This is a genomic window from Mycobacterium lehmannii (assembly GCF_002245535.1).
In the GTDB taxonomy this organism is placed as follows: domain Bacteria; phylum Actinomycetota; class Actinomycetes; order Mycobacteriales; family Mycobacteriaceae; genus Mycobacterium; species Mycobacterium lehmannii.
The window spans coordinates 72,395-88,708 of sequence record NZ_NKCN01000001.1 but is presented as its reverse complement, the minus strand read 5'-3'; the positions used below and the strand labels follow the sequence as shown (position 1 = coordinate 88,708).

Annotated in this window: 17 protein-coding genes; 2 read left to right on the top strand and 15 right to left on the bottom strand. The window is 67.1% G+C overall.

What is annotated here, in order from left to right:
- Positions 1–24: 24 nt before the first annotated feature.
- The 13 genes from CEX87_RS00465 to CEX87_RS00405 form a co-directional block, all read right to left on the bottom strand.
- Entirely contained in the window at positions 25–309 is a 285-nt protein-coding gene (locus CEX87_RS00465; protein ID WP_094285792.1) for an acylphosphatase, read from the bottom strand.
- Entirely contained in the window at positions 293–709 is a 417-nt protein-coding gene (locus tag CEX87_RS00460; protein ID WP_064398640.1) for an OsmC family protein, read from the bottom strand. Before CEX87_RS00460 ends, CEX87_RS00465 begins: the two co-directional genes overlap by 17 nt.
- 57 nt (positions 710–766) lie before the next feature.
- Positions 767–1,639, bottom strand: coding sequence for a bifunctional DNA-formamidopyrimidine glycosylase/DNA-(apurinic or apyrimidinic site) lyase (mutM, locus tag CEX87_RS00455; RefSeq protein ID WP_094285576.1), 873 nt, complete (start codon positions 1,637–1,639; stop codon positions 767–769).
- Positions 1,632–2,330, bottom strand: coding sequence for a ribonuclease III (gene rnc, locus CEX87_RS00450; protein ID WP_064398636.1), 699 nt, complete (start codon positions 2,328–2,330; stop codon positions 1,632–1,634). The genes mutM and rnc overlap by 8 nt, the downstream gene beginning before the upstream one ends.
- Complete coding sequence (locus CEX87_RS00445; RefSeq protein WP_094285574.1) at positions 2,323–2,925, bottom strand: YceD family protein; 603 nt, start codon at positions 2,923–2,925, stop codon at positions 2,323–2,325. The genes rnc and CEX87_RS00445 overlap by 8 nt, the downstream gene beginning before the upstream one ends.
- Before the next feature lie 43 nt (positions 2,926–2,968).
- Positions 2,969–3,706 (bottom strand): cell division protein SepIVA, encoded by a 738-nt coding sequence (gene sepIVA / locus CEX87_RS00440; RefSeq protein WP_064398631.1) that lies wholly within the window; start codon positions 3,704–3,706, stop codon positions 2,969–2,971.
- A gap of 326 nt (positions 3,707–4,032) precedes the next feature.
- Positions 4,033–4,599: a hemerythrin domain-containing protein gene (locus CEX87_RS00435; protein WP_064428363.1), complete on the bottom strand. Its 567-nt coding sequence runs from the start codon at positions 4,597–4,599 to the stop codon at positions 4,033–4,035.
- 82 nt (positions 4,600–4,681) lie between these two features.
- On the bottom strand, positions 4,682–5,161 hold the full coding sequence (coaD, locus tag CEX87_RS00430) for a pantetheine-phosphate adenylyltransferase (protein WP_064398624.1): 480 nt from the start codon (positions 5,159–5,161) through the stop codon (positions 4,682–4,684).
- 11 nt (positions 5,162–5,172) lie between these two features.
- Positions 5,173–5,751, bottom strand: coding sequence for a 16S rRNA (guanine(966)-N(2))-methyltransferase RsmD (rsmD, locus tag CEX87_RS00425; RefSeq protein ID WP_094285572.1), 579 nt, complete (start codon positions 5,749–5,751; stop codon positions 5,173–5,175).
- On the bottom strand, positions 5,748–9,134 hold the full coding sequence (locus tag CEX87_RS00420; RefSeq protein WP_064398620.1) for a pyruvate carboxylase: 3,387 nt from the start codon (positions 9,132–9,134) through the stop codon (positions 5,748–5,750). The genes rsmD and CEX87_RS00420 overlap by 4 nt, the downstream gene beginning before the upstream one ends.
- 35 nt (positions 9,135–9,169) lie before the next feature.
- A complete protein-coding gene (locus CEX87_RS00415; RefSeq protein WP_094285570.1) occupies positions 9,170–9,802 on the bottom strand; it encodes a vitamin K epoxide reductase family protein in 633 nt (210 codons plus the stop codon).
- Positions 9,799–10,575 carry a DsbA family protein gene (locus CEX87_RS00410; RefSeq protein WP_064398617.1) on the bottom strand — a complete coding sequence of 259 codons (777 nt, stop codon included), beginning with the start codon at positions 10,573–10,575 and terminating at the stop codon, positions 9,799–9,801. The genes CEX87_RS00415 and CEX87_RS00410 overlap by 4 nt, the downstream gene beginning before the upstream one ends.
- Before the next feature lie 35 nt (positions 10,576–10,610).
- Positions 10,611–11,699, bottom strand: a complete 1,089-nt coding sequence (locus tag CEX87_RS00405; RefSeq protein ID WP_094285569.1) for an alpha/beta hydrolase — start codon at positions 11,697–11,699, stop codon at positions 10,611–10,613.
- Here CEX87_RS00405 and CEX87_RS00400 point away from each other — a divergent pair.
- Positions 11,698–12,528, top strand: a complete 831-nt coding sequence (locus CEX87_RS00400; protein WP_064398611.1) for an aldo/keto reductase — start codon at positions 11,698–11,700, stop codon at positions 12,526–12,528. The two genes, CEX87_RS00405 and CEX87_RS00400, sit on opposite strands and share 2 nt — an antisense overlap.
- Before the next feature lie 5 nt (positions 12,529–12,533).
- The gene (locus tag CEX87_RS00395; RefSeq protein WP_094285567.1) at positions 12,534–13,385 is read left to right on the top strand and encodes an aldo/keto reductase; all 852 of its coding nucleotides are present in this window, start codon (positions 12,534–12,536) and stop codon (positions 13,383–13,385) included.
- A 13-nt stretch (positions 13,386–13,398) separates the two neighbouring features.
- Here CEX87_RS00395 and CEX87_RS00390 read toward each other — a convergent pair whose 3' ends face one another.
- Together CEX87_RS00390 and recG are read right to left on the bottom strand one after the other, a co-directional pair.
- Positions 13,399–14,106 (bottom strand): HNH endonuclease family protein, encoded by a 708-nt coding sequence (locus CEX87_RS00390; RefSeq protein ID WP_094285565.1) that lies wholly within the window; start codon positions 14,104–14,106, stop codon positions 13,399–13,401.
- Complete coding sequence (recG, locus tag CEX87_RS00385) at positions 14,103–16,313, bottom strand: ATP-dependent DNA helicase RecG (protein ID WP_094285563.1); 2,211 nt, start codon at positions 16,311–16,313, stop codon at positions 14,103–14,105. The genes CEX87_RS00390 and recG overlap by 4 nt, the downstream gene beginning before the upstream one ends.
- Between the last annotated feature and the right edge of the window lies 1 nt (position 16,314).

The following is a 16,314-nucleotide window of genomic DNA, read 5'->3' as shown; positions in this document are numbered from 1 at the left end:
CGTGCCACACTACCGCCGCAGCGGCTATCGCTCGGTGAACCCTTGTAGCGAGTCGCGAGGTTCTGTGAAGTCGGAGGCGACGTTGTCGACCCGCCCCGGCGTTTCTCCGCTTTGCAGCAGGTCAAGTAGCCGCTGACAGGACTCGCGTGGCCCCTGGGCGACCACCTGAACCCGGCCGTCGGGCTTGTTGGCCGCGAATCCGGTCAGCCCCAGTTCCAGTGCTCGGGCGCGCGTCCACCACCGGAAGCCGACACCCTGAACGTGCCCGTGCACCCAAGCTGTCAGGCGTACCTCAGCTAACTCCCGCATCATCTACCTCAAACGTCACTTTGGCCCCAGCCTTGAGGGTGCGGCCGACGGTGCAGACCTGGTCGATGGCGCGCTCGACGACCGTGAGCACCCGCGCCCGCTCCTGCTCGGAGAGCCCGGACAGGTCGAGTTCCATTCGCTCGTCGAGCAGCGGATAGCGCTCCTGCTCGCGGTCGGCCGCCCCGGAGACGCGGATCGTGGTGCGGTACTGCTCGCCGAGGCGCCGCTGCAGGGGCACGTCGCTGGCCATCCCGCTGCAGGCGGCGAGCGCGATCTTCATCAGCTCGCCAGGCGTGAAGACGCCGTCGATGTCCTCGTTGCCGACGAGCACCTCCGCGCCGCGGGAGTTGCGTCCGGTGTAGCGCCGCGCTCCCGTCCGCTCAACCCAAAGTTCGGTCATGGCCCCATCTTCGCCCAGACCGACGAATTGGCGGAAAACCGCGCGCGCAATCGACCATTACGTCGCTCTCGGCGCGGTTCGCCGCACCCGTGGCCTGGGCTGGCAACGCGGACAGTAGAACGACGAGCGGTTCATGAACTTCTCCCGCCGCATGATGGCCCCACAGCGTCGGCAGGGCTCACCTTCGCGCCCATAGGCGTCCAGCGAGCGGTCGAAGTAACCCGACTCGCCGTTGACGTTGACATACAGCGAGTCGAACGACGTCCCGCCTTGGGCGAGCGCCTCCTCCATCACCTCGGCGGCCGCGTCGAGCAGTTCGCCCAGCTTCGGCCTGCTCAGAGACGACGCCAACCGGGCGCCGTTGACCTTGGCCCGCCACAGCGCCTCGTCGGCGTAGATGTTGCCGATGCCCGAGACGACGGTCTGGTCGAGCAGCTGACGTTTGATCTCGGAGTGCTTGCCACGCAACACTTTCACCACGCCGTCGCGGTTGAAGTGCGGATCGAGCGGGTCACGCGCGAGGTGCGCGACGGGAAACGGGACGTCGGTCCCGTCCACGGTGACCATGTCGGTGAGCATCCAGCCGCCGAACGTGCGCTGGTCGACGAAGCTCAGCGCGGTGCCGTCATCCAGCAGCGCCGCGATGCGCAAGTGGTTCTCGCTCGGAGGCGCGCCCAGCAACATCTGCCCGCTCATGCCGAGATGCACGACCAGCGCGGAGCCGTCGTCCAGCGTCAGCCACAGGTACTTACCTCGCCGCCCGGTCCCGGTGATCGTGCTGTCGAGCAGGCGCGCGGTCAGATCCGCGGGTCCCGCCTCGTGGCGCCGTACCGCGCGCGGATGATGTACGCGCACAGCCGTGATGGTCCTGTCGACGACGTGCGCGTCCAGTCCGCGGCGGACGACCTCGACCTCGGGAAGCTCAGGCATCTACCTCGGCGGTCAGCGCGTTCCACGCCGCCGCGGCCGCCTTGAGTTCGGCCTCCTTCTTGGTGCGCCCGACGCCCCTGCCGTATTCGGTGTCGGTCACCATGACCGTCGCGGTGAACTCTTTGTCGTGGTCCGGACCCGTTGAGGTGACGAGATAGGTGGGCGCGCCAAGACCGCGCGAGGCGGTCAGCTCCTGCAGACTGCTCTTCCAGTCCAGCCCGGCGCCCAACGTGGGCGCGGTGTCCAGCAGGTCGGCGAACAGCCGCAGGATCACCTCGCGCACGACCGCGTTGCCGTGCTCCAAATAAATTGCACCCAACAGGGATTCGACGCCGTCGGCCAAGATGCTGGCCTTGTCGGCGCCGCCGGAGTTCAGCTCACCCTTGCCGAGCAGCAAGTAGGCACCGAGCCCGCCATCGGACAGCTGACGACCGACGTCGGCGAGCGCCTGCGTGTTGACGATGCTGGCGCGCAGCTTGGCCAGATCGCCCTCGGACCGGTCGGGGTGCCGGTGGTAGAGCTCCTCGGTGATGGTCAGCCCGAGCACGGCGTCGCCGAGGAACTCCAATCGCTCGTTGGTCGGCAGGCCGCCGTTCTCGTAGGAATAGCTGCGATGGGTGAGCGCCATGGTGAGCAGTTCGTCGGGCAGATCGACACCCAGCGCCGCCAGCAGCGCGGCGCGCTCACTCACGCGTGTCCTCAGTGGGATCGTCGGCTCCGCCGACAGTGTCGAACATGCCGGCCAGCTTCGCCCAGCGCGGGTCGATCCGCTCGTGGCGGTGACCGGGTTCGGCGGTGGCCAAGGCCACGCCGCAGTCCGGGCACAGGCCCGCGCAGTCCGGACCGCACAGCGGCGCGAAGGGCAGCACCAGCCCGACGGCGTCGATGATCGGCTGCTCCAGGTCGACGGTGTCATCCACCACGCGACCGACCTCGTCGGCTTCGGTCGTCTCGTCGGTGGCGCTGTCGGGATAGGCGAACAGTTCGGTGAGGTAGATCTCGACGTCGCCGGTGACCGGCGTCAGGCATCGCGCGCAGTCGCCCGTCGTGGGCGCGGACACCGTCCCGGAGACCAGGACTCCCTCCGACACCGACTCGACACGCAGGTCGAGCTCCAGGGGTGCGCCTTCGTCGATGGCGATCAGGTCGAGGCCGATGCGCGACGGGCTGGGCACCGTTTCGGAGACAGACATCATCGACCCGGGTCGCCTACCGAGCCGGGAGATGTTGATCACGAGCGGCGATTGTGACGCGCGATGCGCCGCCGCTTTGGCATGCGTCGCCATAAGTACCGAGTTTACGGCGAGGATTCTTGGCGGCCCTCGGCGCTCAGCGGGCCGCGTAGTCGTGCGTGCCCGCGGCGGTGCGAAGTTGGTGACGACCTCGACCGACGGAGCGCAGCGTGCCGTTGAGGAAGTCCTCGAACTCCGCGAGCTTGCTGTCGACGTAGATGTCGCACTCGCCGCGCAACCGGTCGGCCTCGGCGTGCGCCGAATCGATCAACCGGGTCGCCTCGGCGGTCGCGGTCGCGACGATCTCGGTCTGTGACACCAGCCGCTGCTGCTCCTTGATGCCCTCTTGCACAGCCTTCTCGTAGGCCAGGTTGCCGCTCTCGATGAGCCGGTCTGCTTCGGTCTTGGCCCGCCCGGTGCTGGCCTCGTACTCGCGCTTGGCGGTGGCGGCGACACGGGTGGCCTCCTCGCGGGCCTCGCCGACCATCCGCTCGCTGTGCTGGCGAGCCTCGGCCACCATCCGATCGGCCTGGGCCTTCGCGTCGGCGAGCAGCCGGTCCGCTTCCGCGCGGGCGTGGTTCAGGACGGAATCCGCCTCGGCGGTGGCCGTGGACACCATCGAGTCGGAGTGGTCCTTGGCCTCGCGCAGCATCCCGTCGCGGGCATCGAGGACGTCCTGGGCATCGTCGAGCTCACCGGGAATCGCGTCCTTGATGTCGTCGATCAGTTCGAGGACATCGCCGCGGGGCACGACGCAGCCTGCCGTCATCGGCACGCCGCGGGCTTCTTCCACAATCGCGCTCAGTTCGTCGAGCGCCTCAAAGACTCGGTACACGGCAACACCCTCCAGGCGTAGTTGACAGTTACTAGTGTGCCTGGTGTTACCCCTGTGACTCAGCTTCCCGCCCGGTGTGTCGCCCCGGACGTCGGAAATTCATGGATTGCTGAGTCTCTCCACTCCCCAGGCCGCAACTCCCGGCTGAATTGCTGCCCGCATTATGTCAACCGCCCGAGACCGAGGCCAAAACCCGCCCGGGCGGCATCCTCCAGTGGCGCCCGTGGGCGGGCGTGAGTCTTCCTCGAATCTGAACTTCTTCGCGCGAAATCGGCGATTTCTCGAACACAAGTTCAGATTCGGCGACCAGGACGGCCGAGATTCCCCTACTTCACCGCCGCGCCGATGAGGTCGCGGGCGCGGTCGAGCATCGAAGCGAACGGTCCGAGCGCGAAATTGGCCTTGGCCGACTCGACACCCGCATGCGGATGGGTCGGGGCGATCGCCTCGGCAGCCTGCACGGCGCCCGCCATCCGCTTGAGGTCATCGCCGTCGAGGTTCTTCTGCAGGTGGCTGAACTCCTCGCGCTCCTCGAGTTGGGCGTGCTCGACGACGTCCTCACGGAACTTCTTCAGTTCGTCGATGAACTCCTGCGACCCGATGTCCATCTTCTCGAGCCGCGACAGGAACTCCTTGGCCTCGTGCTCTTCCTTGAGGCGTGCGTCGACGATGGCCTCACCGTCGGCGACCTCCTTGCGGGCGCGCGGGTGGACCACCATCTCCTCGGCAGTCTCATGCACGGCCAGCAGCTGACGCAGATCGGCAAACGCCTTCTCGCGCGCCTCGGTTTCCGACGCGCCCAGCACTTCTTCGAACAGGTCCTTGATCAGGTTGTGTTGGTCGGTGAGAAATTTCACGACGTCGTCGGTGTTCTGGACAAACGTTTCAGCCATGGCAGAAACCTCCTGCATTTCGGTAGTGGTGTGGGCGCGAATGGGCTGTGCGCCTCCACCTGATTACCCCTGCTGGAGCGGACTAACCCTGGCTCAGCTTGGCCTGCAGGCGGGTGTTCACCGCGGCGGGAAGCAGTTCGGAGACGTCGCCACCCATCGACGCGACCTCCTTGGCCAACGACGACGACACGAACGAGTACCGCGGTATCGCGGCCACGAAGAACGTGTCGACGCCGGCGATGTGCTTGTTCATCTGCGCCATCTGCAGTTCGTATTCGAAGTCGGCACCACCGCGCAGACCCTTGACGATCGCCGTCACGCCGCGCTGCCGGGCGAAGTCGACCACCAGGCCCTGACCCGATTCGACGCGCAGGTTCGGCAGGTGCTCGGTGGACTCCTCGATCATCGCGATGCGCTCGTCGAGCGTGAACATGCCCTTTTTGTTGGGGTTGACCAGAACAGCGACGATTACCTCGTCGAACTGCGCGGCCGCGCGCTCGAAGACGTCGACGTGCCCGAGATGGACCGGGTCGAAGGATCCGGGGCATACCGCGCCGCTCATGAGCGAAGACGCTAGCAGGGCCGCTCTTGTGCTTCGGCAAGCTCCAGGCGGGTGTCGCCGTAGGTACGCGACGGCCATACCCGCCAGCCCGGCGGCCACGTGAGCGGCGGTCCGCTCGCCGCGCGTTCCACCACGACGACGGTTCCCGGTCCGGCCCAACCCCGTTCGGTGAGCAGCGCCAGCGTCGATTCGACTTCTCCGGCGGTGATGTCGTACGGCGGATCGGCGAGGACGAGGTCGACGGGTCGCGGGCTGCCGGCGGCCAGAACCTCGGCGACGGCGCCGCGCCGCACGCTCGCCCCGGTGACGCCGAGTGCGGCGATGTTGTCGGCGATGATTCCTGCGGCGCGCCGGTCGGTCTCGACGAACGTCGCCTCCACGGCACCGCGCGAGAGCGCCTCGAGCCCGAGCGCACCCGACCCGGCGTACAGGTCGAGCACCGCGATCCCGCCGAAGTCGATGCGCGCGGCCAGCACGTTGAACATCGCTTCCCGTACCCGGTCGGTGGTGGGACGGGTCCCTCCCCCAGACCTATTCTGGGGCACGGTGATTCGTCGACCGCCCAGCGCGCCGGCGATGATGCGGGTCAGCTGACCACCACCAGCAGATCGCCGCCTTCGACCTGCGCCGTCTCCGAGACCGCGACCCGGTTCACCTTGCCTGCCTTGGGTGCGGTGATGGCCGCCTCCATCTTCATGGCCTCGATCGTGGCGATCGTCTGACCGGCCTGCACCTCGTCGTCGACGGCGACGCCGACGCTGACCACCCCGGCGAAGGGCGCGGCGATGTGGTCGGGATTGGACTTGTCGGCTTTCTCTGCGGTCGGGATGTCGCTGGCGATGTTGCGGTCACGCACCAGGACCGGACGCAATTGGCCGTTGAGGATGCACATCACGGTGCGCATGCCCCGTTCGTCGGGATCGGAGATCGCCTCGAGCCCGATCAGCAGTTCGACGCCGCGCTCCAACCGGACGCGATGCTCCTCGTCGCTGCGCAACCCGTAGAAGAACTGGTTCGCCGACAGGCTCGACGTGTCCCCGTACTGTTCGCGGTGCGCCTCGAGTTCCTTTGTCGGCCCGGGAAACAGCAGGCGGTTCAGCGCGGCTTGGCGCTTCGGGCCCGCCTGGGCGAGCACCGCTTCGTCCTCCTCGCTGAGTTCCTCCTGCGCCTTGGCCGGCGCCCGGCCGGCAAGCGCCTTCGTGCGCAGCGGTTCGGGCCATCCGCCTGGCGGGTCGCCGAGTTCGCCGCGAAAGAATCCGATCACCGAATCGGGAATGTCGAATCGCGATGGGTCCGAGGCGAACTCGTCGGCGCTGATGCCCGCCCCCAGCAGCGCGAGCGCGAGGTCACCCACCACCTTCGACGACGGAGTCACCTTCACCAGCCGGCCGAGCACCCTGTCGGCGGCGGCGTAGTTGGCCTCGATCTCCTCGAAGCGGTCGCCGAACCCGAGCGCGATGGCCTGCTGACGCAGGTTCGACAGCTGACCCCCGGGGATCTCATGGTGATACACCCGCCCCGTCGGCGCCGGTAAACCACTTTCGAACGGCGCGTACACCTTTCGCAGCGCCTCCCAGTACGGTTCGAGGTCGCACACCGCCTCCAACGACAGCCCGGTGTCGTACTCGGTGTGTGCGGCCGCGGCCACGATCGAGCTCAACGCCGGTTGGCTGGTGGTACCTGCCAGCGGCGCCGCCGCACCGTCGACCGCACTCGCACCCGCCTGCCACGCCGCCAGGTAGGTCGCCAACTGACCGCCCGGGGTGTCGTGGGTGTGCACATGCACGGGCAGATCGAACCGGGTGCGCAGCGCGCTGATCAACGTGTGCGCGGCGGGAGGGCGCAGGAGCCCGGCCATGTCCTTGATCGCCAGCACATGGGCACCCGCGTCGACGATCTGCTCGGCGAGCTTCAGGTAGTAGTCCAGCGTGTAGAGGTTCTCCGCGGGGTCGGACAGGTCCCCGGTGTAGCTCATCGCGACTTCGGCCACCGCCGTGCCGGTTTCGCGGACCGCGTCGATGGCCGGACGCATGGAATCGACATTGTTGAGCGCGTCGAAGATGCGGTAGATGTCGATGCCCGTGGCCGTGGCCTCGGCGACGAAGGCGTGGGTGACGGTCTCCGGATACGGGGTGTAACCCACGGTATTACGGCCGCGCAGCAGCATCTGCAGGCAGATGTTGGGGACCGCTTCGCGCAGTGCGGCCAGCCGCTCCCACGGATCTTCCTTCAAGAACCGGAGCGCCACATCGTAAGTCGCCCCACCCCAGCATTCGAGCGAGAGCAACTGCGGCGTCATCCGCGCGACGTAGGGCGCCACCATCGACAGCCCCGTGGTGCGTACCCGGGTGGCCAGCAGCGACTGATGGGCATCACGGAACGTCGTATCGGTGACGGCCAACGGTTGGGAGTCGCGCAGCCAGCGCGCGAACCCCTCGGGGCCGAGTTCGGTCAGCCGTTGCTTGCTGCCGTCAGGCGGCGGCGCTTCAAGATCGATGTCGGGCAGCTTGTCCTGCGGGTACACCGATGCGGTTCGCGGGCCGTGCGGCTGGTTGACCGTCACGTCGGCCAGGTAGTTGAGGATCTTGGTACCGCGGTCGGCAGGTGTTCTTGCGGTCAGCAGATACGGGCGCTCGTCGATGAACGACGTGTTGATGCGTCCGGCCCGGAAATCCGGATCGTTGACCACCGCTTGCAGGAACGGGATATTCGTCGACACCCCGCGGATGCGGAACTCGGCCAGCGCGCGGCGCGCCCGCGCCACCGCGGCGCCGAAGTCGCGTCCCCGGCACGTCAGCTTCACCAGCATCGAGTCGAAATGCGCGCTGATCTCCGCACCGAGATGGGTGCCGCCGTCCAACCGGATGCCCGCGCCCCCCGGGGTGCGATATCCGGTGATACGGCCGGTATCGGGACGAAATCCGTTGGCGGGGTCCTCGGTGGTGATCCGGCACTGCAGCGCGAAACCGCGCGGGGCCGGCAGCGCCTCCTGGCTCAAGCCGAGGCTGTCGAGGGTCTCGCCGTCGGCGATGCGCAACTGGCTGGACACCAGATCCACATCGGTGATCTCCTCGGTGACGGTGTGCTCGACTTGGATGCGCGGATTGCACTCGATGAACACGTAATGCCCGCGCTCGTCGAGCAGGAACTCGACGGTGCCGGCGAACGTGTATCCGATCTGCCGGGCGAACGCGACCGCATCGTCGCAAATCCGTTGCCGCAGTTCGTCGGACAGATTCGGGGCGGGTGCGAGCTCGATGACCTTCTGGTGCCTGCGCTGCACGCTGCAGTCCCGTTCGAACAGGTGCATCACGTTGCCGTGGGTGTCGGCCAGGATCTGCACCTCGATGTGGCGGGGATTGAGCACGGCCTGTTCGAGATACAGCGTCGGGTCGCCGAATGCCGATTCGGCCTCGCGCGACGCGGCATCGATCGCGTCGGCCAGCGCGTCGATGTCGGTGACCCGCCGCATGCCCCGGCCGCCGCCACCGGACACGGCTTTGACGAACAACGGGAACTCCAGGCGCTCCGCGGCGGCCATCAACTCCTCGGCCGACGCCGACGGGGCCGACGAGTTGAGCACCGGCAGGCCCGCCGAGCGGGCCGCCTCGATCGCCCGCGACTTGTTCCCCGTCAGCTCGAGCACCTCGGCGCTGGGCCCGACGAACGTGATGCCGGCCTCCGCGCAGGCCGCCGCCAGCGCCGGATTCTCCGACAGGAAGCCGTATCCCGGATAAACCGCGTCGGCTCCGGCATGCTTGGCGACCCGGATGATCTCCTCGACCGACAGGTACGCGCGCACGGGATGGCCGGTCTCGCCGATCTGGTAGGACTCGTCGGCCTTCAGCCGGTGAATGCTGTTGCGATCCTCATGGGGATACACCGCGACGGTGTCGATCCCCATCTCGTAGGCGGCCCGGAAAGCACGGATCGCGATTTCGCCACGATTGGCGACCAGCACTTTAGAGATCATGGGCAATCACGCACGTACTTTATCCTCCGGGCGGATCAGACCAACGTGGACCAGTAGCTCCAGAAGCGCACGAGGATCAGCAGTAACAGGCCGGTGAACCACAACGTGACCAGAGACCACCGCCAGGTGTGCAGCACCCGCGCGACGGTGCTCCCGTGTTGGGGCTGCAGAGCGACGGCCGCAACGACCACCAACAGCGGGATGGTGACCGCCCACACCACCATGCAGTACGGGCACAGCGCGCCGATGCGGTAGAGGCTCTGATAGATGAGCCAGTGCACGAACGCAGCGCCCAGCAGCGTGCCCGTGGCCAGACCGGCCCAGTACCAGCGCGGCAACGCGACCCTCGCGAGCGCGAGCACACCGGTCACCACCACGATCGTGAACGAGATGATGCCGATCAAGGAGTTCGGGAATCCGAACGCGGACGCCTGCGGCGTGATCATCACCGAACCGCAGGACAGGACTGGATTGAAGCTGCACGACGGGGTGTACTCCGGATCGATCAGCAGCTCGACCTTCTCGACGGTCAGCGCGACCGCGGCGGCCAGCCCCAGCACACCCGCGATGAGGATCCACACCGCGCTCGGACGACCCACCGACAGACCCGTCGGCTCATGAGCCGCGGGTTCGGACGGCTGGACGGCACCGGGAGCGGCGAGCGTCACGGCCTCGCCGGCTGGGTCGGATCGGCGTTGGGCGGCGGTGCACCGGCGTCCAGTGCGGGCACCTCGCCGACGATCTTCTCGATCTCGGCGATCAGTGCGTCGGGCGTCGACGGCGAATAATCCTCACCGTTGATCCGGATGGTCGGCGTCGAGTTGACCCCGCTCGCTTTGGCCAAACCCTTGACCATGTCGTTGTAGCGTCCACCGTTGATGCAGGCCGGCACCTCACCGGTCACGCCCGCTTGGCGGGCGATCTCGATCAGCCGGGCATTGTCGGGGAAGGGGCCCACACCCTCGGGCGGCTGTTGCGCGAACAAGGCGGCGTGGAAACGCCGGAAGGCTTCGGTGTCCGCGTCGGCCACGCAGTAGCCGGCGTTGGCGGCGCGGGTCGAGTAACCCTGGCCCGCCCGGTCGAGGATGGACACCATGTTGTAGTCCACGGCCGCAGCACCGCTGTCGATCAGTCGGTTGATCGTCGGGCCGAACTGCTTCTCGAAGTTCCCGCACGCCGGGCACAGGAAGTCCTCGTAGAGCGACACCACCGCTTTGGGCTCGGACGTGCCCTCCTGGGTGATCACGTTGCTCGACGCCACGCGGACCGCCCTGGTCTCGCCCTCACCGGGTTTGTCCTCTTTGGTCATCACGATGTAGAGCACCAACGCGACGGCGAAGATCACGACGATGGCGGTCAGGCCGATTTGCACAGCCCGGTTCCGCTTGCGGTCGGCCGCCTTCAGGTCGTAGCTCGGGGTCTTCTTGCGTTTCGTGGCCACGCAGGTAAGAGTACCGGCGCGATTTCGCCGCCCTGTCAGCCGCGGGCCAGATGCGCCCGCAGCGCCGAGATCACCTCGGCCATCGCGGTGGCGCTGTCACCGCCGAACGGGAAGAAGTTCGCAAAGCCGTGGATCAACGATCCGAACTCCCGGTGGTCGACGCGGACGCCGACGGCCCGCATGGCCTCGGCGTACTGCCTGCCTTCATCGCGCAGCGGGTCGAAACCGGCGGTGACGATCAGCGCCGGCGCCAGGCCGGACAGATCGTCGGCCAGCAGCGGCGAGACCCGTGGGTCACCGGAATCGACTCCGCCGCTGAGGTATTTCTCGCGGAACCAGTCGATGTCGTCGCGGGTGAGGAAGTAGCCCTCGGAGAACAGCGCCTGCGACCTGGTCGTGTCGCGGTAGTTGACGACCGGATAGAGCAGGAACTGCAGGGCCGGCTGCGGCCCCTCGCCGCGGGCGCGGTGCGCGACGAGTGTGGCCTGGTTGCCGCCGGCGCTGTCACCACCCACGGCGACGCGCTCGGGGTCGGCGCCCAGTTCGGCGGCGTGCTCGCACGCCCACCGGAACGCGGCGTGGGCGTCGTCGGTGCCCGCAGGCGCGGGGTGCTCGGGGGCCAGGCGGTAGTCGACCGACAGCACGTGCATCTGTCCGCGGTGGCAGATCTCGCGGCACAGGTCGTCGTGGGAGTCGATGCTGCCGATGACCTGTCCACCGCCGTGGAAGAAGACCAGTAGGGCTCCCTCGTCGTCGACGGGCCGGTAATGGCGTGCGCGGATGTCTCCGGCGGGTCCTGGGATCGAGAGATCGGTCACCGACGCGACGGGAATGTTCTGCTTGAAACCCGCGGCCAGCGTTTCGAGTTGTCCGCGGGCGGCGGCTACGCCGTCAGCGTTGACCAGACCGTCGATGCCCGTGAGCTTTTGTCCGGCGAGCATCAACTGCAGCGTCGTGTCCAGCGTGTTGCCGTCGATGCTGACGGTGCGGCGTCCGAGCATGAGGCGCTTGACGGCCCCGGGGATCCTCGGCAACGCGCGAAGGGTGACGCCCGCCGCGGTGTTGATCAGCGTCTCTTTACGGTTCGGCCGCCACCGGTCATGAGCTGGCAGACTTTGGGTCATGGCATCTCCCTCGATCACGTTGAACGACGGTAATTCGATTCCGCAGGTTGGACTCGGAGTTTGGCAGACCCCTCCGGAGGACACCGAACGCGCGGTCGCGACCGCGCTCGAAGCGGGTTACCGCCACATCGACACCGCAGCCGCGTACCAGAACGAACGCGAGGTCGGCCGAGCGCTCGAGAAATCGGGGCTGCCGCGCGATCAGGTCTTCGTCACCACCAAGCTGTGGAATTCCGAGCAAGGTTACGACAGCACGCTGAGTGCCTTCGACAAGAGCATGGGCAGGCTGGGGCTCGACTACCTCGATCTCTACCTCATCCACTGGCCGTTGCCGGCCAAGGGCGCGTTCGTCGACACCTTCAAGGCCTTCGCCCACCTGCGCGAGCAAGGCCGCATCCGGTCGATCGGGGTGAGCAACTTCGAGCCCGAACACCTGCGGGAACTCGTCGACGCCACCGGGATCGTGCCCGCGGTCAATCAGATCGAACTGCATCCGCTGCTGCAGCAGGAGGAGCTGCGCGAGGTGCATGCCCAGATGGGCATCGCGACCGAGGCCTGGAGTCCGCTCGGCCAGGGTTCACTGCTGTCGAACGACACCGTGGTCTCGGTCGCCGAAGCGCACGGCAAGACGCCGGCCCAGGTGTTGATTAGGTGGCATATGCAGCTCGGCAATATAGTCATCCCGAAGTCGGTGACCCCCGAGAGAATCGTGAGCAACTTCGACGTGTTCGATTTCGAGTTGAGCGAGCAGGACATGGCGTCCGTCTCGACGCTCGGCGACGGCACTCGGTTGGGCCCCGATCCGCGAACATTCGAATTCACGGGGTAGGTGAAATGACCGAATCGCCGGGCAATGCGGCTGCGGCTCCGACCGTCACGCTCAACGACGACCACACGATGCCGGTGTTCGGTCTCGGCGTCGGCGAGCTGTCGGAGTCCGAGACCGAGCAGGCGGTGCTGGCGGCGCTGTCCGCCGGGTACCGGCTGATCGACACCGCCGCGGCCTACGGCAACGAGGAAGCGGTCGGTCGGGCCATCAAGTCGTCCGGGGTGCCGCGCGACGAGATCTTCGTCACCACCAAGCTCGCCACCCCCGACCTGGGCTTCCAGTCGTCGCAGGACGCGCTCAAGGCCAGCCTCGGCAGGCTCGGGCTCGACTACGTCGACCTCTACCTGATCCACTGGCCCGCCGGCGAGCAGGGCAAGTACGTCGACAGCTGGGGCGGGTTGATGAAGCGCAAGGAGGTCGGCGACACCAAGTCGATCGGCGTCGCCAACTTCCACGCCGAGCACCTGTCGGACGTCATCGACCTGTCGTTCTTCACCCCGGCGGTCAACCAGATCGAGCTGCACCCGCTGCTCAACCAGGCGGAGTTGCGTGAGGTCAACGCCGGCTACGGCATCCTCACCCAGGCGTACGGACCGCTGGGCGTCGGGCAGCTGCTCGAGAACGAGGCGGTCACGTCGGTGGCACAGGCGCACGGCAAGACGCCCGCGCAGGTGTTGATCCGGTGGAGCATTCAGTTGGGCAACGCGGTCATCGCCCGGTCGTCGAAGGCGGAGCGGATCACCTCGAACCTCGAGGTGTTCGACTTCGAGCTCACCGACGACGAAATGGGCTCGCTCAACGGGCTCGACGAGGGCAGGCGGTTCCGCCCGGACCCGGAAACCTACACCGGCACGTAGGCCTTAGAGGAACTCAACCCGTCGGGCAGGTGGCGGCGGCCTCGCGCAACGCGGTGGCCGACGGCGCGTCGATCGGCAGCCGGTATCCGCGCAGCACCGCGATGAACTGCATCGAGTACTGGCAGTGAAACGCCGCATTCGAAGGCATCCACGTCGCTGGCTCCTGGTCACCCTTTTCCTGGTTGGCGTTTCCGGCCACCGCGATGAGATTCGCCGGATCGTTGGCGAACCGGACGCGCAGGTCTTCCGGCCAGTTGCGCGCCCCCAGATCCCACGCCAGCGCCAACGGGACGATGTGGTCGATCTGCACCGCAGCGCCGGTCTTCTCGCCGCGGGTGAAGGCGACGACCGCGTTGGTGTACGGGTCGTGCAGTGTGCCCGTCGCGACGGCGTCGGGGCAGCGCTTGATCGACACGAACGTTTTGTCGTCGAGGTCGCGATTGAGGATGTCGTTGCGGGTGTCGCAGCCGTTGCGTCCGCCAGGGGCCGAGTTGTCGTCGGTCCAGCTGTCCCCGAAAGCCGCTCTGCGGTAGTCGTATCCGCGGACCCGCAGCGGTATGACGGGAATGCCCGCGAGCACGTCGACACCGGGCGCCACGGTCGGGATGTCGGCGCGCGCGATGAACTGTGCCCGGTCCCCCGCCGAGTTGACCGCCTGCGCGGCGACGATGACCGCGAGTACGACGATCGCGGTCAGCCACAGCAGATATTTGCGCTTCATGCCTTGTCCAGGAACTCGACGCGGTCGGTTTCGACGAACGGGGCCGCCAGCGCCGCCATACCCGGGTTGTCCGGATCGTTCTCGTACAGCCGTGCGCAGAACTCGCGGGCCGTCACGATGATGTCGAGATGCTCCTGCAGCGACAGGAACCGGAGCGTGATCGCGCGCCCGGATTGGTTGAACCCCAACACATCTCCCTCCTGCCGCTCGTAGAGGTCGAGGTCGGCGAGCTTGAACCCGTCCAATGTCGATGCGACGGCGGTCAGCCGGGCGCCGGCCTTGGACCCCTGCGGGAGCTTGGTGACGAGCAGGCATAGGCTCGGATGCTGTCCGCGCCCGATGCGCCCGCGCAACTGGTGCAGCTGGCTGATGCCGAACCGGTCGGCGTCCATCACCACCATCACCGTCGCATTCGGCACGTCGACGCCGACTTCGATGACCGTCGTGCACACCAGCACGTCGATCTCGCCGGCGCGGAACGCGGCCATCACGGCGTCCTTCTCGTCGGAGGGCAACCTGCCGTGCATGAGCCCGAGCCGCAGCCCGGCCAGCGGGCCTCGGCTCAGCCGCGCGAACAACTCGACCACCGTGATCGGCGGCGGACCGCCCTCCTTGTCCTTGGCCGACTTGTCGTTCTCGTCGATCCGCGAGGCCACCACGTACGCCTGCCTGCCCTGGCTCACCTCTTCGGTGATGCGCTGCCACACACGGTCCAGCCAGCGTGGGTGCTCGCTGAGAAAGACGGTGTTTGTGGTGATCGGTTGTCTGCCACGCGGCAGCTCGCGCAGTGTCGAGGTCTCCAGGTCACCGTAATGAGTCAGCGCGACAGTACGCGGTATCGGCGTGGCCGTCATCACCAACAGATGAGGCGTGATACCCGCAGGGGCCTTGCTGCGCAACCGATCCCGTTGCTCCACGCCGAACCGGTGCTGCTCGTCGACGACCACCATGCCGAGGCGGTGGAACTCGACGGCGTCCTGCAAAAGGGCGTGGGTGCCGATGACGATGCCCGCCGCACCGCCGGCGACCTCGTCGCGTACCGCGCGTTTCTGTTGCGCTGTCATCGATCCGGTCAACAGCGCGATGCGGGTGGCACCGTCCATGCCACCGAGTTGACCCGCCAGGGCCAACGGGCCGAGAACGGCGCCGATTGAGCGGGCATGTTGTGCGGCAAGGACTTCCGTGGGTGCGAGCAGCGCGCACTGATAGCCGGCGTCGACCATCTGCAACATCGCCAGCACCGAGACGATCGTCTTGCCCGAACCGACCTCACCCTGCAGCATGCGGTTCATCGGTCGGGTGCTCTCCAGCTCGCCCGAGACGACGTCGAGCACTTCCTTCTGGCCGTCGGTCAATTCGAACGGCAACTGTTCGCACATGGCGGCAACGAGCCCGTCGTCGCGGCGCTGCGCGACCGGACCCGACTCACTCAGGTCACCGTGGCGTCGGTTGACCAACGCCCATTGCAGGCCGATGGCCTCGTCGTACGTCAGCCGCGCGACCGCGGCGTCGCGTTCGGCCGATCTCTGTGCGGTGTGGATCGCGCGGAGCGCCTGGTCTTCGGTGATCAGACCGTGTTGTCGCAGAAAGGCTTTCGGTAGCGGTTCGGTGATCGGGTCCAGCACGTCGAGCACCTGACGCACGCAGGCGTAGATCTCCCAGGTCTGCACCTTCTTGTTGGCCGGGTAGATCGGAAAGAAGTCGCGTTCGAAGGCGGCCAGCAGGTCCTCGCCGGTGGCCCCCGAGGCCTCGGCGATCGCCTTGAGCGACTTGGATCCTCGCACGCCGCCGGTCTCGTGCAACACCAGGAACGCCGGATGGGTCAGCTGCATGACGCCGTTGAAGTAGCCGACCTCCCCCGACAGCATCACCTTTGCACCCTCGACCAACTGCTTCTTGAGGTACTTGACGTTGAAGAACGTCGCGGTCACCTTCGGCTTCCGGTGCCCGAGGGTGACGACGAGATATTCGCGCTGGGGCTGCCGGTTCGTCCGCCTCAGCTCGGCTTTGGTGATGACGTCGACGAACGTGACGTGAACGCCCTCCTCGAGTTCCTCACCCTCGCCGACCGTCGTCATCTCGTCGCTGTACTTGCGGGGATAGTGACGCAGCAGATCGTTGACCGTGTGGATGCCGAAGTGCTCGGCGAGCGGGCCCGCGGCCTTCTTGCCGAGCACAAAGTCGAGACGGTCGGACAGGGTCGCCACG